General features: G+C 50.8%; 22 protein-coding genes and 1 riboswitch. All 22 genes read right to left on the reverse strand.

The window, feature by feature from the left end; all coding sequences use genetic code 11:
* Positions 1 to 111: 111 nt before the first annotated feature.
* The 22 genes from cobA to LKD70_RS08605 all read right to left on the reverse strand — a co-directional run bounded on the left by cobA (position 112) and on the right by LKD70_RS08605 (position 20828).
* The gene (cobA, locus tag LKD70_RS08500; protein ID WP_227707599.1) at positions 112 to 1674 is read right to left on the reverse strand and encodes a uroporphyrinogen-III C-methyltransferase; all 1563 of its coding nucleotides are present in this window, start codon (positions 1672 to 1674) and stop codon (positions 112 to 114) included.
* Positions 1675 to 1703: 29 nt separating this feature from the next.
* Complete coding sequence (gene hemC, locus LKD70_RS08505; protein WP_227707600.1) at positions 1704 to 2585, reverse strand: hydroxymethylbilane synthase; 882 nt, start codon at positions 2583 to 2585, stop codon at positions 1704 to 1706.
* Positions 2573 to 4108 (reverse strand): cobyric acid synthase, encoded by a 1536-nt coding sequence (locus tag LKD70_RS08510; protein ID WP_227707601.1) that lies wholly within the window; start codon positions 4106 to 4108, stop codon positions 2573 to 2575. The genes hemC and LKD70_RS08510 overlap by 13 nt, the downstream gene beginning before the upstream one ends.
* Positions 4108 to 5163, reverse strand: a complete 1056-nt coding sequence (locus tag LKD70_RS08515) for a pyridoxal phosphate-dependent aminotransferase (RefSeq protein ID WP_227707602.1) — start codon at positions 5161 to 5163, stop codon at positions 4108 to 4110. Before LKD70_RS08515 ends, LKD70_RS08510 begins: the two co-directional genes overlap by 1 nt.
* Positions 5164 to 5205: 42 nt before the next feature.
* Entirely contained in the window at positions 5206 to 6165 is a 960-nt protein-coding gene (gene cbiB, locus LKD70_RS08520) for an adenosylcobinamide-phosphate synthase CbiB (protein WP_456115012.1), read from the reverse strand.
* A 5-nt stretch (positions 6166 to 6170) separates the two neighbouring features.
* Positions 6171 to 6941, reverse strand: a complete 771-nt coding sequence (gene cobS / locus LKD70_RS08525) for an adenosylcobinamide-GDP ribazoletransferase (RefSeq protein ID WP_227707603.1) — start codon at positions 6939 to 6941, stop codon at positions 6171 to 6173.
* Positions 6942 to 6988: 47 nt separating this feature from the next.
* Complete coding sequence (gene cobT, locus LKD70_RS08530) at positions 6989 to 8047, reverse strand: nicotinate-nucleotide--dimethylbenzimidazole phosphoribosyltransferase (RefSeq protein ID WP_227707686.1); 1059 nt, start codon at positions 8045 to 8047, stop codon at positions 6989 to 6991.
* The gene (locus tag LKD70_RS08535; RefSeq protein ID WP_227707604.1) at positions 8031 to 9473 is read right to left on the reverse strand and encodes a cobyrinate a,c-diamide synthase; all 1443 of its coding nucleotides are present in this window, start codon (positions 9471 to 9473) and stop codon (positions 8031 to 8033) included. Before LKD70_RS08535 ends, cobT begins: the two co-directional genes overlap by 17 nt.
* A complete protein-coding gene (cbiE, locus tag LKD70_RS08540; RefSeq protein WP_227707605.1) occupies positions 9473 to 10717 on the reverse strand; it encodes a precorrin-6y C5,15-methyltransferase (decarboxylating) subunit CbiE in 1245 nt (414 codons plus the stop codon). The genes LKD70_RS08535 and cbiE overlap by 1 nt, the downstream gene beginning before the upstream one ends.
* Entirely contained in the window at positions 10710 to 11441 is a 732-nt protein-coding gene (gene cobJ / locus LKD70_RS08545; RefSeq protein WP_227707606.1) for a precorrin-3B C(17)-methyltransferase, read from the reverse strand. The genes cbiE and cobJ overlap by 8 nt, the downstream gene beginning before the upstream one ends.
* Entirely contained in the window at positions 11434 to 12246 is an 813-nt protein-coding gene (gene cobM, locus LKD70_RS08550) for a precorrin-4 C(11)-methyltransferase (RefSeq protein ID WP_227707607.1), read from the reverse strand. The genes cobJ and cobM overlap by 8 nt, the downstream gene beginning before the upstream one ends.
* Before the next feature lie 4 nt (positions 12247 to 12250).
* Positions 12251 to 13024, reverse strand: coding sequence for a precorrin-2 C(20)-methyltransferase (locus tag LKD70_RS08555; protein ID WP_407690935.1), 774 nt, complete (start codon positions 13022 to 13024; stop codon positions 12251 to 12253).
* Positions 13025 to 13072: 48 nt separating this feature from the next.
* Positions 13073 to 14269, reverse strand: a complete 1197-nt coding sequence (gene cbiD / locus LKD70_RS08560) for a cobalt-precorrin-5B (C(1))-methyltransferase CbiD (protein ID WP_227707608.1) — start codon at positions 14267 to 14269, stop codon at positions 13073 to 13075.
* Between the two features lie 14 nt (positions 14270 to 14283).
* The gene (locus tag LKD70_RS08565) at positions 14284 to 15051 is read right to left on the reverse strand and encodes a sirohydrochlorin cobaltochelatase (protein WP_227707609.1); all 768 of its coding nucleotides are present in this window, start codon (positions 15049 to 15051) and stop codon (positions 14284 to 14286) included.
* The gene (locus LKD70_RS08570) at positions 15048 to 15893 is read right to left on the reverse strand and encodes an energy-coupling factor ABC transporter ATP-binding protein (protein WP_227707610.1); all 846 of its coding nucleotides are present in this window, start codon (positions 15891 to 15893) and stop codon (positions 15048 to 15050) included. Before LKD70_RS08570 ends, LKD70_RS08565 begins: the two co-directional genes overlap by 4 nt.
* Positions 15894 to 15896: 3 nt before the next feature.
* Entirely contained in the window at positions 15897 to 16667 is a 771-nt protein-coding gene (cbiQ, locus tag LKD70_RS08575; protein WP_227707611.1) for a cobalt ECF transporter T component CbiQ, read from the reverse strand.
* The gene (locus LKD70_RS08580) at positions 16664 to 17008 is read right to left on the reverse strand and encodes an energy-coupling factor ABC transporter substrate-binding protein (protein ID WP_227707612.1); all 345 of its coding nucleotides are present in this window, start codon (positions 17006 to 17008) and stop codon (positions 16664 to 16666) included. Before LKD70_RS08580 ends, cbiQ begins: the two co-directional genes overlap by 4 nt.
* Position 17009: 1 nt before the next feature.
* On the reverse strand, positions 17010 to 17765 hold the full coding sequence (locus LKD70_RS08585; RefSeq protein WP_227707613.1) for an energy-coupling factor ABC transporter permease: 756 nt from the start codon (positions 17763 to 17765) through the stop codon (positions 17010 to 17012).
* A gap of 94 nt (positions 17766 to 17859) precedes the next feature.
* A riboswitch (cobalamin riboswitch) is annotated at positions 17860 to 18050 on the reverse strand.
* A 137-nt stretch (positions 18051 to 18187) separates the two neighbouring features.
* Positions 18188 to 19033 (reverse strand): HAD family hydrolase, encoded by an 846-nt coding sequence (locus LKD70_RS08590; protein WP_227707614.1) that lies wholly within the window; start codon positions 19031 to 19033, stop codon positions 18188 to 18190.
* A gap of 24 nt (positions 19034 to 19057) precedes the next feature.
* Positions 19058 to 19924 (reverse strand): NAD(P)-dependent oxidoreductase, encoded by an 867-nt coding sequence (locus LKD70_RS08595; protein WP_227707615.1) that lies wholly within the window; start codon positions 19922 to 19924, stop codon positions 19058 to 19060.
* A gap of 56 nt (positions 19925 to 19980) precedes the next feature.
* Entirely contained in the window at positions 19981 to 20565 is a 585-nt protein-coding gene (locus tag LKD70_RS08600) for a sugar O-acetyltransferase (RefSeq protein WP_227707616.1), read from the reverse strand.
* Between the two features lie 2 nt (positions 20566 to 20567).
* Positions 20568 to 20828 carry a cysteine-rich small domain-containing protein gene (locus LKD70_RS08605; protein ID WP_227707617.1) on the reverse strand — a complete coding sequence of 87 codons (261 nt, stop codon included), beginning with the start codon at positions 20826 to 20828 and terminating at the stop codon, positions 20568 to 20570.
* Between the last annotated feature and the right edge of the window lie 26 nt (positions 20829 to 20854).

Genomic DNA, 20854 nt, shown 5'->3' on the forward strand with positions numbered 1-20854 from the left:
TAACAAAGCTGAAGTTCTTTTTCTATAAAAATTTCTTCATCTGTTAAGTGAAAGTAGGAAATATCAAAAATATCAGCAACTATGCAGCATTGACCGCAGTGAAGTGAATTATCATGAATAATTCAGGTTTAAAGTATCTCTCCCATACAGTTCCACGATCTTTTTTACCATCGACTCCGTGGAAGCCTGCTCTGAAACACAGATCTGCATGCCGTACTCTGCCGCCTTCTCTGCCGTTTGCTCCCCGATACAGACAGCTTGTATCTTTGTATAATCCACATCCTCCCATGCCTTTGTAAATCCCAGCACTGTTGAAGCACTCGTAAATGTCACAGCGTCGATTTTTCCCTGCCAGAGCATATCCCGGACTTTTTCCTCCAGAAATGGATGCGTTTCATAAACGGTTCTGTAAAGCGGAATATCTTCCACGTCCAGGCCGGCTGAAATCAAGGGGAAAAGAAGCTCCGGCGCTCCTTTTTCCGCCCGCATGACAGTGATATGGCTTCCCTTTTTTGCTTCCCCCGAGAGCGCCTCTCCCAGCGCAGCCGCACTGTACTCCCTGGGTATAAGATCCGGAAGCAGCCCGTGCTTTTTTAAAGCTGATGCCGTCCCTGAACCGATGGATGCTATGCGCACATCCGCATCCCTGACAAAAAGACCTCTCAGATCTGTTCCCATTTCCATAAGCTGATCAAAAAATATTTCTACACCGGCAGGACTGGTAAAAACCAGCCATTCCTGATCTGTATGTGTTCCGAACATTTCCAGCGCCTGTCTCAGTCTTTTCTCCGGACATACCGGCTCCGTGCGGATCGTCGGCGCCTCAATAACCTGCGCTCCCAAATCCCGCAGGCAGGCTCCAAGAGCCGATCCGCTTTGTCTGGGCCTCGTGACCAGAAACTGCCTTCCGCCTAACACACGGTCTTCTGCCCAATGCATCTGCGAGGACAGGGCGCATACCTTTCCCACTATAATTACAGCCGGAGGACATATTCCTTCCCGCTCGGACATTTCCTTCAATGTACTCACTGTCGCCGTCACACTCCTCTGTCCGGCGCATGTCCCGTTTTCCAGCACGGCGGCAGGCATATCAGGATCCATTCCGGCTTCTGTCAGTCCGTTTAGTATAAATTCCATAGAGGAAAGCGCCATCAGAAAGACAAGCGTACCGTTTAACCCGACCAGAGAGTGAAAATCCAGATCGACTTCCCCTCCCATTCTTGCATGACCTGTAATCACATGAAACGAAGATGCATAATCCCGGTGGGTCACAGGGATTCCCGCATAGGCCGGAACCGCTGCGGCGGAAGTTACTCCGGGCACAATCTCAAAGGCGATGCCTTCCTTGATAAGCAGTTCCAGTTCCTCCCCGCCTCTTCCGAATACAAAAGGGTCTCCTCCCTTCAGGCGGAGAACAGATTTCCCTTTTTTCGCCTCACGCATAAGAATTCTGTTGATCTCCTCCTGAGGCACCGGATGGTTTCCTGCACGCTTTCCAACGTAGATTCCTTCTGTTGTCTCCGGAATCATGCTTAAAATTTCAGCGCTGACCAAGGCATCATACACGATTACATCCGCCTGCTCTATCAGGCGCGCCGTCTTAAGCGTCAAAAGCCCCGCATCCCCCGGTCCTGCTCCGGCAAGCCATACTTTTCCTTTCTTTTCTTTCTGCATATTCTCTGTCTTCCTCTCTGAAATTTCTCTTAAATGCTCTGCCTCAGCTCCTGCGCCAGTTTCTCTCCGACATAAGCTGCCCTGGTTATGTCCCCACACAGCACTCCCGTCACATGCTGCTTTGTCTTTTCGTCGTAATAAAGTCCTGAAAGTTTCAGCTCATTTCCCTCTATCCTGGCATGGGCGGCGCACGGCGATGTACATCCTCCGTCCACTGCCCGGATAAACTGCCGCTCCGCCAGGGCCGCCGCACGGCTTTCAGGACAGTCCAGCCGTTTTATCCACCCCCGGTTCTCGCCTTTTCTTCCCTGGACGGCAAGGATGCCCTGCCCGGCAGCGGGAATCATCTCCTCCACAGAAAAATACATACAAATCTCCCTCGCCATGTCCAGCCGTTTTAAACCGGCAGCCGCCAGCAGTGTTGCGTCGTACCCTTCTGTCTTTAGTTTCCTTAAACGTGTCTGCACGTTTCCACGGATGCTTCGGAAAATACAGTCCGGATACAGTTGTTTCATCTGGAGCATACGTCTGCGGCTGGAAGTGCCGATTACCGGGGCCGGCGGAAGTATGTCATCCCCGTTCCTTATAAGGAGCACATCCCTTGGGTCTTCCCTCCTGCTGTACGCCAGAATAGGAATATCTTCTCTCTCCTCCATCGGCATATCCTTCAGGCTGTGCACGGCAATGTCAATCTTTTCTTCCATAAGCGCACGGTCCAGTTCTTTTACAAACAGCCCTTTTCCGCCGATTTTCTCCAGGCTTTTATCCAGGATTCTGTCTCCGGCCGTCTTCATTGTGATGATCTCCGCCCGGATTCCCGGCGTTTCCTTTTCGATCAGTTCTTTTACGATCTGTGCCTGCTTTACCGCAAGAACGCTCTCTCTGCTCCCGATACGGATTACAGACTGCATGGTGCATCATTTCCTTTCTCTATAATTTCGCAGATGGTTTTCATATCCATGCTCCGGCGGATAATATCAGCCAGCCTGTCATACTGTTCTTCTTTATATGCCTTCCAATCTCTCGCACGGATCCCGGACGCAGCATACCCTTTCTTTTTCAGCAGTGCTGCCAGAAAACCTTCCGCCGTCTCGGGTGCGTCAAAAATTCCGTGGACATAGCATCCGTACACATTCCCCTGGAAGGACCCGTCAGGATATGCGCCGCCGTTTCCTCCAGCCCCTTCCTCCTGAATCAGTGTCAGCGGCCGTGCGTCCTCTTCAAGGACGCTTTTTCCCATATGAATCTCATATCCATAAAACGGAACACCCGCCATATCTTTAAGCATTCCCTCCGGGAAAAGAAAGTTTCCTTCCACTCGTGTCCTTCTCTTTTCCGGACAAAACACCGTGCGCACGGGAAGAAGCCCCAGCCCCTTCACTGTGCCTTTCTGTTCCGTCCCGCCAGGATCTGATATTTCTTGCCCCAGCATCTGGTATCCTCCGCAGATGCCGAAGACGAGACCGCCGCTATCCGCAAAACGAAGAAGTTTTGCCTCAAATCCGTTCTGCCTCATCCAGAGCAGATCCTGAATTGTATTCTTGCTTCCCGGCAAAATCACTGCGTCCGGTTCACCAAATTCGTCTGTGGAAGTGATATATCTGACCGATACCTCTTCCAGGGACTCAAGCGGTGCGAAATCTGTAAAATTGGAAATTCTCGGAAGTCTGATCACCGCGATATCTACAAGTCCGGCAATACTTTTTTTTCGGAACCGGTCGGTCAGACTATCCTCCTCATCAATGTCCAGATAAAAATAAGGCACAACCCCAAGAACAGGAATCCCCGTCCGCTCTTCCAGCATAGAAAGACCCGGCCTTAAAATTGAAATATCTCCGCGGAATTTATTGATAATAGTTCCTTTGATCCGCCGCCGCTCTGTTTCGTCCAGGAGCATGACAGTTCCTGCAATCTGAGCGAATACCCCGCCCCTGTCAATGTCCCCTGCAAGGAGTACTGGCGCGTCCGCCATCTTCGCCATTCCCATATTTACGATATCGTCCTGTTTCAGATTAATCTCGGCCGGACTTCCGGCTCCTTCAATCACAATCACATCGTATCTTGCGGAAAGTTTTTCGTATGCTTCCATAACTGCGGGAATATACTCCTTCTTACGGCGGTAATATTCCGCGGCAGACATCACGCCTTCCGGCTTTCCGTTCACAATCACCTGGGAGCCCATGTCATTAGTAGGTTTTAACAAAATAGGATTCATGCACACTTCCGGCTCAATCCCGGCAGCTTCCGCCTGCATGACCTGCGCGCGCCCCATCTCTAATCCTTCCCGGGTAATATAAGAGTTCAGCGCCATATTCTGGGATTTAAAGGGCGCCGCCTTTATCCCGTTCTGGCAAAGCACGCGGCACAGTCCTCCTGTAAGAATGCTTTTCCCTACATTGGACATCGTACCCTGTATCATAATTGATTTTGCCATCACTCTGTCCTCCTCTCAAAGATCTGCTCCAAAGCTTCTACCAGCAGCCGGTTCTCTCTGTGGAGCCTTACCGCAATCCGGTACCACCCTTTTCCCAATCCACGGTAATTTTCGCAGTCACGAATCAGAATATTCTTTTCCTTCAGCCCTTCTGCCAGATCTGTCCTGCTGTACATTAAGATATAGTTTGCTTCCGATGGAATTGCTCGAATTTCCATCCGCTTTAACTTCTCTTCCAGCCACATCCGCTCGATCCTGATCACTTCCCTCGTATTCTCCGCTTTATATTCTTCTGCTTCTGAAAGAGCGGCAATCCCCGCTTCCTGGGCCGGAATGGATACGTTCCAGGGCTGGCATGCTCTGCACAGCCGCCGGATCAGCTCTATGTCCGACGTAACCGCATATCCCAGACGCAGTCCCGGAATGGCATGCATCTTAGTAAACGCTCTTACTACAAAAAGCCATGGAAATTCCTGCACCTCTTTTTCCGCATAAACCACTTTCTCCTGATCTGCAAATTCGATAAAGCATTCATCCAGAACAAGCCGGATATTTTTCTTCCCGCACTGTCGGATGATACTTAACAGAAGTTCCTCCGGAATCAACTGACCAGCCGGGTTTGAGGGAGAGCAAAGAAACACCATATCTATATCCTCTGTCAGCTCCTCAAGGAAGCGCTCTGTCAGCCGGAAGTTTTCCTTCGCTTCCATCTGGTAATAACGAACCTCGCAATTTACCATGCTAAGCGCCCGGACGTACTCTGAAAAAGCCGGAACCGGAATCAGCGCACGCTTCGGTTTTTCTGCCGCTGCAAGGGTAAAGAACAGATCGGCCGCTCCGTTTCCCGGCAGGATAAATTCCGGTGGAATCCCCAGTTTCTCCGACAAAGCTTTTCTTAAGGTCCCGCACCGGCTGTCAGGATAGGCAAAGCATTTATCGACTCCGCGCTTTGCCGCCTCAAGCACGGCCTGCGATGGTCCGAGCGGATTGACATTAACTGAAAAATCAAGCATGTCTTTATATGTATAAATATCTCCTCCGTGTCCGTATCCCATGTTCTTCTCCTTTTCGTCCCTGTTTTTCGTCACATTTTCGCATCACACAGACAAAAGCAGCACAAATATCAATCCCCCGCACAGAAGGAAGGTTAAAAACTCTGTAGCATACATCAGCCTCCCTGCTCTTAAGATATCCTCGGGTTCAATCCTTCTGCGGGCATCCCCGATAAATTCTTTTTTATACACCTTTCCGGAATATAACGCATCGCCGGCAAGCTGTACGCCCAGCGCGCCCGCACATACCGACTCTGTATGTGCCGAGTTGGGGCTTGCATGTTTCCTGCGGTCCCTGCGGCAGATTTTCCATGCATTCTTTCCGTCAAGCCCTGTGATGAATGCAGCTGCCGTCATAATGACCGCCGTAAGACGGGCAGGTATATAATTAAACAGATCATCCATCTTTGCGGGAATCTTTCCAAAATACAGATATCTTTCATTTTTATACCCAAGCATGGAATCCATCGTATTTACTGCCTTATACAGAAATCCCAGCGGTGCGCCGCCAATCAGCAGGAAAATCAGCGGTGCCGTCACTCCATCAGATGTATTCTCCGCTACCGTCTCTACCGCCGCCTTTGCAACTCCTTCTTCCGTCAGATTTTCCGTATCTCTTCCCACGATCATGGAAACAGCCCTTCTGGCTCCGGGAAGATCACTTTCCTTTAGTTTCATGTATACCTTCCTGCTCTCATATGACAGGCTCCTGGCTGCCAGAATCTGAAAACACCAGAAAGTCTCCAGAACGAACTTAAGATACGGATCAATACGCCCTGTGAGAAAGAGCAGAACAAAAGGAATCAGAAATGCCGGAGCCGCCGTCAGCATCCATAGCACTGCTCCTGCAGCGGTCAGGTGAGAACCGCATATTTTTCTAAGCTTTTTCTCCGCCCACGAGATCCATTTCCCCATCAGCCGTACCGGATGATACAGCCAGGCCGGATCCCCGAAAATCAAATCCAGTACCAGGCCTGCCCCGCAGGCCGCAAGTGACATCAGCATATTCTTCACCTCCACAGGCAGCCGTCTGTCAGAACAAGAACCGCAAGCATGGAAAGCTCACACACCTGCAGGAAATATCCCGCCAGATCTCCCGTTGTTCCGCCAAACTGCTTTTTGCTCAGCTTGTAATAATGCCAGAACACAAGGAGCGCCGCCGTGAGAGCCAGGATACCCGGTGCCGGACAGAGCATAATCATCGCCGCCGCGCCTGCTGCCGCCCAGATAATCAGGACAATGCGCGTCCGTCTTTTTTGCGCACCATTCTGAAACGTACGCAGAAGTCCGCTGCTCTTTGCAGCCCGAAAGCTCACTATGGAAATCCCGCTCAACGCTCTTGATATCGGAAATATCAGTGCGGCCGCCGGGAGAACGGAAATGTCCGCTTCTCCCCAAAGGGCCGCGTTCATCAGATAGTATGCGCACAGCCAGATAATGGCAAAGGCGCCTGTATGGGGATCTTTGAGTATCTCGAGTTTTTTCTGCCTGTCACCGCAGGAGCTTAAGGCATCCACCGTGTCTGCAAAGCCGTCCATGTGGATTCCCCCCGTCACCAGAATCGGAATCAGCGTCATAACCGCTGCAAAGAACAGATTTTCACAGTCCGTCCACATCAGAAGAACATATCCCGCAGCGTATTCCACTATTCCTGTTACCACACCGACAACCGGGAAAAAACAGATCGCATACTTCATATTTTTTTCGTTCCAGTCGACAATCGGAACCGGAATTTTTGAATACAGAGCCAGCGCCACTGCCAGGGAACCAAACAAATACATACTGCCTCTCTCCATTTCAGCCTTTACTTTTATTTCAGCCTTTACTTTTATTTCAGTTCTTGATACTGCTCTATATTGACCTCGTCAAATGTTCCCATCCGGTTATAGACTTCCACTCCCATCTCCAGGAGCGGAATTACAGCCACCGCCCCGCTGCCCTCTCCCAGAGACATTCCGCAGTCTATAAACGCAGATAGGCCCAGCGCCTCCAGAACCATTCCTCCGGCCGGCTCATTGGAGCGGTGGGAGGGCAGCATGTAATCCACGGCATCCGGGCAGATACGCGCCGCACAGAGGGCTGCAGCAGAAGAAATAAATCCGTCGATCACTACCGGAATGTGAAAAATTGCGCCTCCGAGAAAAACTCCGGCAAGTCCGGCGATATCCAGGCCGCCGACTTTTGCCAGTACGTCCAAAGCGTCTTCCGCATCCGGAGCATTGAGCCGCACAGCTTTTCGTATGGCGTCTATTTTCCTCTCAAGCCCTTCCGTGCTGAGTCCGGCGCCTCTTCCGGTCACTTCCGCAGGGTCGCGTTCGAGAAGTACAGAGACAACCGCACTGCTTGTAGTCGTATTCCCGATGCCCATCTCTCCGGTGGCAATAATATCATACCCTTTCTCCAACAGTTCCCCGACAAGGCGGATTCCGATAAGAACAGCCCGTTCTGCCTCCCTGCGGGTCATAGCAGGCTCCCGCGTCATATTCCTTGTGCCGCAGGCCACCTTATATTTTGCTTGTGTCACATGGTCTACATCCCTTGCAACGCCGATATCAACAGGGAATACGTCCACTCCTGCCACTTCTGCCATCAGAGTAACGCTTGCTGCTTTACGTGTGAAATTTTCTGTTACAACAGCCGTCACCTCCTGCCCGGTCTGAGTCACGCCTTCCTCCACAACTCCGTTGTCCGCGCACATAATCAAAAGCGCCTTTTTCTTCAGCATATATGAGGATGTTCCTTTCATTCCCGCAATACGGATTACTGCCTCCTCCAGTTTTCCCAGGCTAAACAGTGGTTTTCCCACCGTTTTCCAGTGCTTTCTCGTCTCTTCCATACTCCTTTGGTCTGAAGGCCGGATCTTCTCCAGCTCATCTTTCAGATTCATCCCTTCCATCCTTTTTCCTCCTCTTTTTCCATTCTTCACATCTTTCTGCAAACCGCTTGGCAAACTCCGGCAGAGAGGGCATATACAGGTGGGGATATCCGGCAAAAAGGTTTCCCTGGGCACAAATACAGTCCCAGCTTCTGCGGCCATCCGGCTTCACTGCCCGGCAGGTCCGTCCGTTGTCCGTGCTGTCCCAGTAATGAAACTCATGTCCGCGGATCATCTCTCCAGGCTTTATGTATCCTGCTGCACCTGATTTTTCCCTGTCTGCGCTTGAAATACAGATATAACCGAAGCGGACCAGTTTGCCTGCAGGGAATGTTTTTCCCGGAAGGACGGCTGTCATGGAATATTCCCGGCCATTTTCATCCTCCATTTTTTCATGGAGATACATAAATCCCCCACACTCGGCAATGCATGGCATTCCCCGGCGAAGTGCTTTGCGGACGGATTTCAGCATACTTAAATTCTCTGACAATTCCCGGGCATAAAGCTCCGGGTAGCCTCCGCCGAGAATCAGCCCGTCCAGATCGCCCGGAAGTTCTCTGTCTGAAAGCGGGCTGAACGGGATCAGCCTGCATCCTTGTTTTTCTAACAGTTCTATATTCCCGGTATAGTAAAAACAAAACGCTCTGTCTCTGGCAATGCCGATCCTCAGGTTCCTTTTCAGTAAAGCCGTTTCTTTTTCCTCTGCATCTTTCCTTGCTTCAGCGCACTGCACCGCCCCTTCTTCCGCAATTTTGTAAATAAGATCCAGATCTGCTGTGCGGGAAAGAATCTCTCCCGCCCGGCGGGTCTTTCTTTTCAGCCCTTCCGTCTCCCGGGGTGTAACCAGTCCCAGATGACGGCTCTTAAAAGAAAATGCCTCGTCCTCCGGCATATAGCCGACAACCGGGATCTCGCAGCCTGTCTTCTTAAGTTCTCTCTCCAGCATCGATTTAAGCCTCGGATAGAGCATTCCGGATACCCGGTTTAAAAGGATCCCGCGAATCCGGCTGTCCGGACGGTACTGTGCCATTCCCTTCGCCACTGCCGCAAGGGAGAGTGACGCTCCCCGGCCCGACAGTACAAGAATCACCGGAAGTTCCAGCGTCCGGGACACATCATAGGAGCTGGCTGCATCCGTATCCGTGTTCATTCCGTCATAGTACCCCATAACCCCCTCTGTCAGAACAAGATCCGCTCCTGATACATGTCTTTTGTATTCCTCCTTAAGCGCATCTGCGGAAGAGAAAAACAAGTCCAGGTTCCGGGAGTCTACTCCCAGTACTTCCCTGTGAAACATAGGATCAATATAATCCGGTCCGCACTTACACGCCCTGACAGTCAGTCCCCTTTCCGTGAAAGCAGCCATAAGCGCGCAGGCCGCCGATGTCTTTCCGCTGCCGCTTGAAGGTGCGGCAATGAGCAGTCCTGGAACATACATCAGACTCTCCTCCTTCCTCCCGCAGAGATAATGTATACCGGGTTCTGTCCGGTCATCAGATGATATCCTCCCAGCCTGCGCGCCCTTGATGCCGTAATCTGAGTAATCCGGGCATCTCTCAAAAGTCCTTCTTCTGCCGCCTCAATTACCTCCCTCACTGTCTCCAGCGAGATCGCATTGATGACAATTCTGGCCTCCGGCGAACGTTCAAGTATAGTTTGAAGGATTACTTTTAAATTTCCCGAACTTCCTCCGATAAACACATGAGTCGGAGCTTCCAAACCTTCAAGTGCCTCCGGTGCCTCTCCTCTTACCACGCAAATTCCATCTGTACAGAATTTCTTTCTATTCTCACAGATCAGCGAAACAGCCTCCGGGTTTTTCTCAACTGCGTAAACCCGGATTCCATCACCTGAACGCGCCGCTTCCACAGACACAGAACCTGTGCCGGCGCCGATATCATAGACTACCGCGTTCTCTGTAAGTCCGAGCGCAGCGATGCTGACCGCCCTTACCTCCTCTTTTGTCATGGGCACATTTCCCCGGATAAACTCCTCATCCGGCATATGACAGCAGGCGGACAGGTTCGGGAAAGGGTTTTCCGCAAGGACTACGCTCAGCCCGTCCAGATCTGTGTCTCCAAATTCTTCAGCTCTGCCGGAATGGATCCTCTCATCCGGATAGGAAAGCCGTGTGCCCACATGGAGAACGACTTCATCCATCCCGTATTCTTTCAGCCTCGCCAGCACCCGTTTTCCCGTGTCTCTCCCGCCCAGAAGCAGAAAAGTCTTCCGGTTCCGGCTGACCGTCTGTATAAAATATTCCTCTTTCCCGTGCAGGCTTACAAGCGCAGCATCCTCCCAGGAAGTACCAAGCCGCGCCGCCAGGTATATAACGGAGGCAATCCCGGGCACCATCTGCACCCCGCATTCCGGCATTTCCTTTTGCAGCAGTTCCGCCAGTTCTTTTGCCCCGCTGTAAAATCCTGTATCTCCGGAGAAAAGCACCGCTATTTTTTCATATTCCGGGTGGGAGCGTATATACGAAAGGATTTCCCTGCTCCGGTATTCCGCAAATACAGGTCTTCCTTCCACCGACTCCATCTTCCGGACCGTTTCCAGCATCCTTCCCGCTCCGATCAGGCAGTCCGCGCCGCAAATCGCGGCCGCAGCCTGTCCTGTCATTGTCTCCTCTGTGCCCATACCTGTTCCCACAAGGAAAATCTTCTGTCTGTTTTCACACATCTTTATATCCTCTTGGCGTAACCATGCGTCCGTTTAATTCCATCGTTTTTGAATTCCCGACAAATACTGTGGAGTACATGTCCGCCTGTATTTCTTTTAAATGTTCCAGCGTGAGGATCCGGCATGCCTCTCCCTCTCTTCCGATGTTGCGGACAATGCCGCAAACTGTCTCCGGCTTCTTTGAATCCAGCAGTATGGTGCATGCCTTTTTAAGATAATCCGAACGTTTCCGGCTGGACGGATTATAAAGACAGATCACATAGTCCGCCTCCGCCGCTGCCCGAAGGCGCTTTTCAATCGTCTCCCAGGGCGTCAGCAGATCGCTTAAGCTGATCACCGCAAAATCATGCATAAGCGGTGCCCCCAGAACGGCAGCGCCTCCGGTCGCCGCAGTGATCCCAGGCACAATCTCGATCTCCACCTGCGGATAGTTCTTCCCGATCTCACAGATCAGGCCGGCCATGCCGTAGACTCCCGCATCGCCGCTGCACACCATTGCTACGTCCCGGCCTTTCAGTGCTTCCTCAAAAGCCATCCTGCACCGGTCAGCCTCTCTGCGCATGGGGGTACTCAGATATTCCTTCTCCGGAAACTGGTCCCTGATCAGGTCAGTGTACACCGTATATCCGATGATCACCGGACAGTGCTCCAGTACATTTTTTGCGCGTATAGTCATCTGATCCTTTGCCCCTGGCCCCAGTCCGGTCACATAAATCTTACTCATTGCAGCTCCTTTCCTGTGCAGCGTCTGTTTCTTTTCCTCCCTGCATTTCCGGTTCTGATGCTCTGCGGAACTCTGTTGTAAAGGACGGGTCATAGAGCTTTGAACGTCCGTACCCATCTCCCAGGATCCGCCCCACCACAATCAGCGCCGTCTTTGTGATGCCCTCTCTGCGGGCGGTTTCCTGCAATGTCCCTACTGTACAGCGCAGCGTCTTCTCTTCCGGCCAGGTTGCCTTATACACGATAGCGGCCGGAGTGTCCGCCGGATAGCCGCCGCGGATCAGCTCCGCCGGGAGCTCACTTAGCCTCCCCGTACTTAGGAAGATTACCATTGTCGCCTGGTGGGCGGCAAAAGATGCGATGGACTCCTGATCCGGCACCGGAGTGCGCCCTGCCATCCTTGTGATCACCACAGACTGAGAAATTCCCGGAAGGGTATACTCCGCGCCAAGCGCCGCCGCTGCGCCGCAAAAAGAGCTGACGCCCGGACAGATATCATATGGAATATTTTCTTTTTTCAGGGCGTCCATCTGCTCCCGGATGGCTCCATAGAGACAGGGGTCCCCTGTATGCAGACGTATGATCTGCTTTCCTTCCCGGTACGCGGATATCATCACGCCCAGCACTTCCTCCAGCGTCATTTCCGCACTGTTGTACACCTGGCATTCCTTCCTGCACAGAGAGAGAAGCCCCGGGTTCACCAGGGAGCCGGCATAGATAACAATATCCGCCTCCTTAAGGAGCTGCTGCCCCCTCACCGTGATCAGATCCTCCGCTCCGGAACCTGCTCCGACAAATGTAATCATCTCTTCAGCCCTCCTTTTCGTCTTTCACAATAAGCAGAGAGTAATACCCGGCACCATCCGGTATTTCTTCTGCTCTGAGAAATACCTGCTCGTTTTCCATACCGCAGTTCTGCACCATTCTGACATCTGCCCTGTTCTCCATGAGGATCTTCTTTACTTCCGGCATCTTTTTCCCCGCCTTCATAAAAATTTTTGTTCCGCTGAGTCGAAGGCTTTCCCTGATCCCGTAGGAAGCCGGCAGAATATGGATTTCCTCACGGTTCTCCGCCAGCGGCATGTCAAGCCGCGCGGCCGCCGCGCAGAATGACGGGATTCCCGGTACAAGCGCTGTCGGGTACCCGTCCCTGGCAAGCCGTTTATGGACATACATACAGGTGGAATATACTGTCGGATCTCCCAGTGTCAGAAAAGCCATGTCCTTCCCGTCATCCAGCACCCGTTCTGCCGCCAGGACATCCGCATCGTGAAGCTTCTTAAGCTGCTCTTTGTCCTTGATCATAGGCATAGGCAGAAAGAGCTTCGCTTTCTTTTGAATCTCCGGAACAGCCTTAATCGCAATCTGATATGCAGTACATGTGTCCAGATATTTTCCATATGCGCCGTCTTCTGGTGTCTCATCAAAGACCGCCTCCGCAAGATTCGGATCTGCTACCGGCAGCGCCGCCACATGGCAGTTCCGGATCAGCCTTGCCGCCTTGAATGTCAAAAGCTCCGGATCTCCCGGCCCCACTCCGATTCCCGTAAATGTTCCACGCATCCTTTCCATCCCTTTCTTCATGCTCTTCATTTCCGGTCATAATACCGTTTTCCGGTTTTATACTTCCGTTCATCTGTCCATAATCTGTGCCAGAAACACATCCGCTCCTTCTGTCTTTCCCAGAATCCCTTCCTCTTCCGAAAACATAACCGCCTCTATAGCCATATCTTCTCCCGCGCGTCTTTTCAGTACTTTCCCGATTCTCAGCATCACAGTCCCCATGACCGGCGCCAGTATATTTTCTCCTTTTAAAATACGGATTGCTTCTGTTGTATTAATGCAGTTCATAATCTTTGTGACTGTATCCCGGTCTGCTCCTGCCATTGCCGCATGCGCCGCCAGCACTTCCATCCGGCAGTCCGCCTTTCTGGAATGTGTATTCATCACCCCGGCCGCCAGCTTCACCAGTTTTCCCACGTGTCCCACAAGCAGGAGGCCTCTCATGCCCAACAACCTTGCATCATCAATCGTTTCCCCGATATAATTGCTGCACTTGACTGCCCTGGAAAGATCAATTCCCATCCTCCTCTGAAGGAACCCGCTCCCGTAATTGCCCGGAGTTATGAAACAGCGTGTGACCCCGCTTTCCCTCAGCACCTTCATTTCCAGGTAAATACTGTCCGTCAGAGCCTTCTCGCTCATCGGCTCCACAATCCCTGTTGTACCCAGAATGGACAGTCCGCCCTCGATCCCCAGTCTGGGATTAAATGTCTTTTCCGCAACTCTCTCCCCCTCGGGTATGGTGAGCGTTACATGGATGCCTCCTGTATACCTGTACGCTGCACAGACTTTGCCAACCGCTTCCCGTATCATTCTTGCCGGCACTTTGTTAACCGCGGCTTCTCCCACCGCCTGTTCAAGGCCCGGACGGGTCACACGGCCGATGCCGCGGCCGCCGCTGATCCGTATCCTGTTCTCATTATCCGGAACAGCAGCCTCTTTTCTGACTTGTGCACACACGAGCAGCCCGTCTGTCACATCCGGGTCATCCCCGCTGTACTTTCTCACCCCGCAGCAGACAGAACCGGTTTCTCTGCGGATCTCCTCTACGTCCAGATACAGTTCTATGCCCTTTGGAGTCTTAAGCCGTACATGCCGAAACTCTTTTCCCGAAAACAGCATCAGGGCTGCCGCCTTGGAAGCAGCAGCTGCGCAGCTTCCGGTCGTAAATCCCATCTTCAGTCCCGAACGTGTCCGCCCGATCTCATAGTTCCTCCCTGTAGCGCCGGATGTTTGTCTCTGATTATCCGTCTCTTCTTTTCTCATGCCGTCCTCCGCTGTCACAGAGCTTCCCTGATATGCTCCTCAAAAATCCTTCGGATTCCTTTGAATTCTCCTAGGCCTTTTAAAAATACCCGTACTTCATATCCGGCACGCTCCATCTCACTCTTCCAGGATTCTTCTTCTCCAGCCATGTCGTTTTTCGCATGGTCCCCCGAGACAAGCATAAAGGGCATAAGCGCGACTTTTTTTGCCCCGCAGATCTGAAGCTTTGTCATCACATTATTCAGATCTGGAAAGTTTTCCACAGTTCCCACGAGTACGTCCCCGTATCCCAGCGTGTGGAAAGTGTATTCCAGCATAGGATAGGATGCATTGGCATAATGATCCGTCCCGTGGCCCATCAGGGCAAGTACCTCTCCGGGAGCAAGCTTCGTCTCTGCCATCACCGCATGTACGGCCTTTTTATAATCATCCGCGCTGCTCAGCAGGGGTTTTCCCACACAAACTCTCTCAAAGCGGACTTCCTGCTTCCTGACCTCCTCCAGCATCCTCTCATTTTCAATCCCGTTTATGATATGAGTAGGCTGGATGACCGCACAATGCACACCGTCTGATGCCATCCGCTCAAGCGCCTCCCCGACGGTATCAATATGGATCCCCTCTTCCCTCTTGATTTTCCGCAGGATCATCCCGCTGGTAAAGGCACGGTAAATCTGGTAATCCGGGAACTTTTCCCCGATATAGTGTTCCAGCTCCTCTATATTCTTTTTCATCGTATCCAGGTGGGTTGTCCCGAAACTCACCATAAGGATCCCTTTCTTCATTCTGATATCCTCCTCTCCAGATCTTCCAGTGTCCTCGGCGAGTCTCCTTTTGCAGAAAGGATCCCCGCCTTGAGAAGCCTCCGGTACAGACGCATCACAGCCGGCAGTTCCAGGTTTGCCTGTTCCATTGCATCTTCATCTCCGCACACCTCATCAGGCGTCCCCCGCATAAGCACCTTTCCCTCATGCATGAGCACAATTTCATCCGCCCAGGCATAAGCGTAATCCACATCATGGGTTGCCATAAGTATGGTCAGACCTTCCTTTTCCGACAGGCGTTCCACAATAGAGCGCACCAGTTTCCGGTGTTTCGGGTCCAGTGCTGCCGCCGGTTCATCCAGAACCAGCACTTCCGGGTGCATGACAAGAATGTCCGCAACCGCCACAAGCTTTTTCTGTCCTCCGCTTAACGCGTGGGCAGGCTGGTCGCGGAAAGGAGTGATTCCCATCTCACTGATCACCTGCTCTACTTCTCTTCTCACCTGTTCTTCCTCCACGCCGAGGTTCATTATCCCGAAGGAAATCTCCTGATATACACTTGCCGAAAAGAGCTGATTGTCCGGTTCCTGGAAGACGATTCCCACTTTCCGCCTCACATCGAGCAGTCCTCTTCTTGTATACTCTACAGGTTTTCCCCCGATCAGCATTCTCCCCTTCTGAGGTTTCAGTATCCCGTTCATGCACAGAAAAAGTGTGGACTTTCCTGATCCGTTCCCGCCCATAAACGCGATCTTTCTCCCCCTGTCAATCTTCAGACTGACACTGTCAAGCGCCTTTTTGTCATTTCCCTCATAGGTGTAGGAGACCTGCTCCGCCTCCACCGCCCAGTCTTTTTCTTTCATATCCTATAACCAACTCCATATTACCGTACCCAACAGGATACATTCATACCCCGCGATACAGAGAATCTCCTTCCACTTTGCCGGGCGCTCCTCTGAAAGCACTCTGATCTCCCCGTCATAACATCTCGCCTCCATGGCGTTATACAGGACAGAGGATCTCTTTATGGAACGCACGAGGAGGGCACTGCCCATACTTCCGAAAGAACGAATTCTTGTCCGATAATCCTTGTTCCCAAGCCGCGAATTCTGTGAGACAGTGATTGCCGACGCCGTCTCCATCAGAAGGAATATGAACCGGTAGATAAGCATCATAAGCTCAATGACCAGGCCGGGGACATGCAGTTTTTTCATCACTCCCAGAATATCTGTCATAACCGTGGTCAGCGAGAGAAAATACAGGCAGGACACTGCGCCAAACGCCTTCCCACAGAGTGTCAGCCCCTCCTTTACGGAGGAAACGCTTCCTGTAAGGTAGCATTTCCCGAGCGGAACCGCAAATGCATCCAGCGGAGTCCCGGATATATTTATCACCAGTACCGCGGTACTCATCAGGAGAAAGGCTGCAGGGACCAGAAGAAGCTTTAAATACCTGCCAAAAGGTGTCCCTCCCTTTGTCACAGTCAGAAACACATTCACGGAAAACACTGCTGCTGCCGTCAGAATAGAACGGCTGATAATGCACATCGCCAGAGTCAGTACGGCATACAAAAACTTCTCCGACGCATTTACATATCTGAGACCCGACTGATAACAGAGTTTATCAATGACAATCATTTGTCTCCTTTCCTGTCATCTGCATTCTCCATTCCGGTTGCTTTCTGCCACTTCCTCCGTTCTACAAAACGTCCCATAAAAAACGCGATTACACCTGCTCCGATCCCTGTCTGGATACAGAAGATCAGACTCTCCACCTCTCCCGGCACCTCTCCGTCAAGAGCAGTCTCAAGAACAGGCGTGAACCAGGGGGTATACTCCCCTTCTATATCTTCAATCATCACACTTCCCGCATCGTCCGAGCCCCCGAACTGCGCGCCCCTTAAGATAAACAGCGGTGCAGCCGCGATCAGCACAGCGGATGCCAGAAGAATAAAAACAATTTTTGCATTCTTTGTCATCTCACCTGACCTCCTTTTCCCTGAGGAAACCGATATTTTTCAGTTCCGGCACAGCATAGGTTTCCAGTCCGATTACGATCACAACCGTCAGGATACCTTCGATTACAGCAAGCGGGATCTGGGTCGGAGCAAATACACCGAGGAATTTTACTGCTGACGCAGCTGTACCCCCCACCTCTGACGGATATGCAAGCGCAAGTTGGACAGATGTAACACAATAAGTAAAAAAATCGCCTGAGAGTGCTGCAAGAAATACAGAAACTTTGCGGTTCATATTCATTTTCCCGCATAACTTATAGACAGCAAACGCCATAACCGGCCCCATCACCGCCATGGAAAATGTATTTGCCCCCAGAGTAGTAATGCCGCCGTGGGCCAGAAGCAGTGCCTGAAAGATCAGAACGATGATCCCCAGTACACTGACAGCCGCCGGTCCGAACAGGATCGCTCCGAGTCCTGTTCCTGTCATATGTGAACAGCTTCCGGTAACAGACGGAATTTTCAGCGATGAAATCACAAAGATAAAAGCCCCCGACATTGCGATCAGAGTCAGGTTCCTGCGACTTGCATTTATTTTTTTGTTCAGGGAAATAAAACCTGCAACCAGAAACGGCAGACAGATAATACCCCATGCCACGCAGTATCCCGCGGGCAGGTATCCCTCCATGATATGCATTGCGTTCACCGTCGGCGCGACGGCGAACAGAATTGCAAAAGCAATAGAAGCTTTTAACAGAATTGTCTCTCTTTTTGTCATTTTCATCTCTCCTTTTTACAGCTTTTGAAATATTTCCAGGCACTGCAAAAAGGAAGACTATTTGCAGCATACTCCTGGTCATACTCCCGTAACCTCCCAGACCCATTTAAAAGCGAATCTTCTGACTTAAGCCTCCGGCGAGCCATCTCCGCCTTCCCACGGGAAACCCGCAGTGACATCGTGGAGCGTCTCTCGGCTAATACAGCAACGGGTATTGTGCAGGACTCCCACCTGCTTCCTCCGTCTGCCTGTCACGGCAGACTTTCTTTTAAATGTATGCCGGATCTGAGTTTTCTGTAGCGGCCTGTCACGACAGCCACATTTTCCGGCGGGACACCCGGAAAAGTATCCCGCACGCAAACCATATTTTGTTATTTTATATTTTTATTATGTAAAGCTTTTTCCTCCGCCTGCTTCCAGCCTCAGCAGTTCTCTTTCCCATACCAGTCCTGTGCGAGAAATTTTGCCACTCCGTCATGGTCACAATCGTCTATAACATCTGTGGCCATCTCTTTTACTTTGTCGAGGGCGTTCTGCGGGGCGTAACTCCTGTCCGCAATCTCGATCATGGAAAGATCGTTCAGATTATCTCCGAATACGACCAGTTCATCGCATTTCACCAGCTTCTTAAGCTTCCTAATGGCATTTCTTTTGCTGGCATTTTTGCTGTATATTTCCAGGCAGTATAAACCGTTATAGATATTCAGATAGAAGGAATATGAGACTTCCTTAAAAAGAGACAGTTCATCGCAAAGCGATTGCAATGTCTCCTGCTTTCCTGAATAAGTCATATATACAATCTGTTCTTTTTCCGCCGTTGAATACAGTTCTTCCCTGAGCTGGACTTTCCTGCATTTTTCCAGCGCGCGCTCACTGTAATACTGAGTCTGTGTCTCAAGGCTCTTATCACCGTAGTAGAGCGAGATTCCTCCCCGGTCATATGTATAGACAAAACAGGACAGATTATATTTCTGGAAAATATTCAGTACTTCCTGTGCAGCCTTTTTGTCAATGATTTCCGCCTCTATGATTTTTCCCGCTGCAAAATCATATAAAAAGACACCATTTGTCAGAATTCCCGGGGCATTGATGCGGATGTCTTCCAGTCTGTAGTCACACCCGTAAGGCATCCTCGCCGTAGCGACTGTAAACTGCATTCCCAGGCCGATACACCGGTTGATCGTGTCCGCCGTATATTTCGATATACGCTTATTACGGTTGAACAGCGTACCATCCAGATCTGATACATATAAGATATTTTTCTCCATATCCGATTTCATTTCCTTTTTAAATTAAATCAGCTCATTTACAACCGCCACAACATTTTTCGATGCGTTTCCGCTCTCCAGCCCCTTCTGGAACAGTGCTAAAACAGCGTCTCCGCACGGAGTTTTCACACCGGCTGCGTTCATAGAATCCACAATCGTCTTCATAGCTGTGGTTTCAATCCTGAGTGTACACTCGGAAGCGTCTTCAAATTTGCCTGTATAGTCGCTGCACTCGTTTGCGAACGCCCGGTAATTTCCTCCCAGCATAATCGGAAGAATCTCCTGTGTCTGTTCAATGAAAGATTTTACAGAATACCCGTATTTAATGCAGTATGCAACCGCCTCGGCCAGAGTGGCAATCGCTCCGAAATGTACGTCCAGGACCGCCACATCAACCACGCTTGCGCCGATTACATCTTCTCCGAGGTAAACTGCCTTTCCGATTGCCTCAAGAGCGTTCCTTGCCGTGTCAAACACCTTCTTCTCACCGGAATAAACAAGGTAAGCTGTAGGAGTTCCGATGTCGCCCGGATAATTTTCAATCTTGGCGTCAAGGTGCAGCATCCCCAGTTCTTTTGCCAGTTTGTCCATATCGCGCACTTCCTCCGGGCCGGACGTAGTTGTATTAATCAGCATTTTTCCCTTCAGTCTGTCTTTGTCCGCGCTTTTCAGTACACTGGACGCAATTTTATGATTCGGCAGGTTGATCAGGATACAGTCATTTTCCAAAGCTTCATCAAGGCTTGCAAAATACTTCGCTCCCTCTTTTACAAGCGGCTCTGCAGCCTTCTCATTGATATCCACGATAGTCACTTCTATTTTTCCCTTCATTAAAGCGCGAATAATTGAGCTTCCCATGACACCGCATCCGACTACTGTGATTTTTTCCATTTTTTTAATCCTCCGCATTTTTAATTATTCTTTTTATGATCTGTTGCCGTCCATATTTATTCACGGCGATAGCCTGTTTTATCTTTCTCCGTAATCTCGTGAAGAACTCTGCACGGATTTCCGACTGCCACCACGTTCGGCGGAATATCTTTTACGACCACGCTCCCGGCTCCGATCACCGAGCCTTTCCCGATCGTAACGCCCGGCACTATCGTCACATCAGCGCCTATCCATACATAATCTTCTATATGTATAGGTTTTGAAAAGCAGCCTCCCCGGATGCGCTCCTCCGGATCAATGCAGTGATTTACCGCATAAATCCCGGCATTCGGCCCGATCAGTACATGGTTTCCGATTGTTACTTCCGCGCAGTCCAGAATTGTGCAACCGAAATTGATGTAAACGTTGTCCCCGATATGAATGTTCTTTCCAAATTCGCACTGGAATCTGGGCTCGATTACCGGATTCGTTCCGACGGATCCGAGCAGCTCTTTTAAAATTTCCATTCGTTCTTCCGGCTGGCTGTCGTCCGTCTCATTGTATTTTCTGAACAGCTTCTTACATTCCACGCGCATTTCCACAAGAATCTGGCCCAGGTCATCATACAAAAGTCCTTTCTGCAGCTTTTCCCAGTCGTTCATCTTCATCCCTCCTCTCTCTCGGCCTGTTTCGACAGAAGCTTTATAATTACATCGTAGTTCTCCGGCTTATGCGGAAAAGTACATTCCGAACAGTCTTTGATACACTTCCCGTTTTCAAGCCGGATGTAATTCGGCTTTCCCGGACATTTATCCGCAATAAAGAACGGGCAGTAGCAGAACAGACAGTTCATCTCCGGAAGATCCTTATGGCACGGATAATATTTGCAGTCTCTGTTCGCGAAAAAACGGTACGAATTTTCCATTATCTCTGTCACCTCTCCTTCCACAG

The organism is Ruminococcus turbiniformis, assembly GCF_020687545.1.
GTDB lineage: Bacteria > Bacillota > Clostridia > Lachnospirales > Lachnospiraceae > Mediterraneibacter > Mediterraneibacter turbiniformis.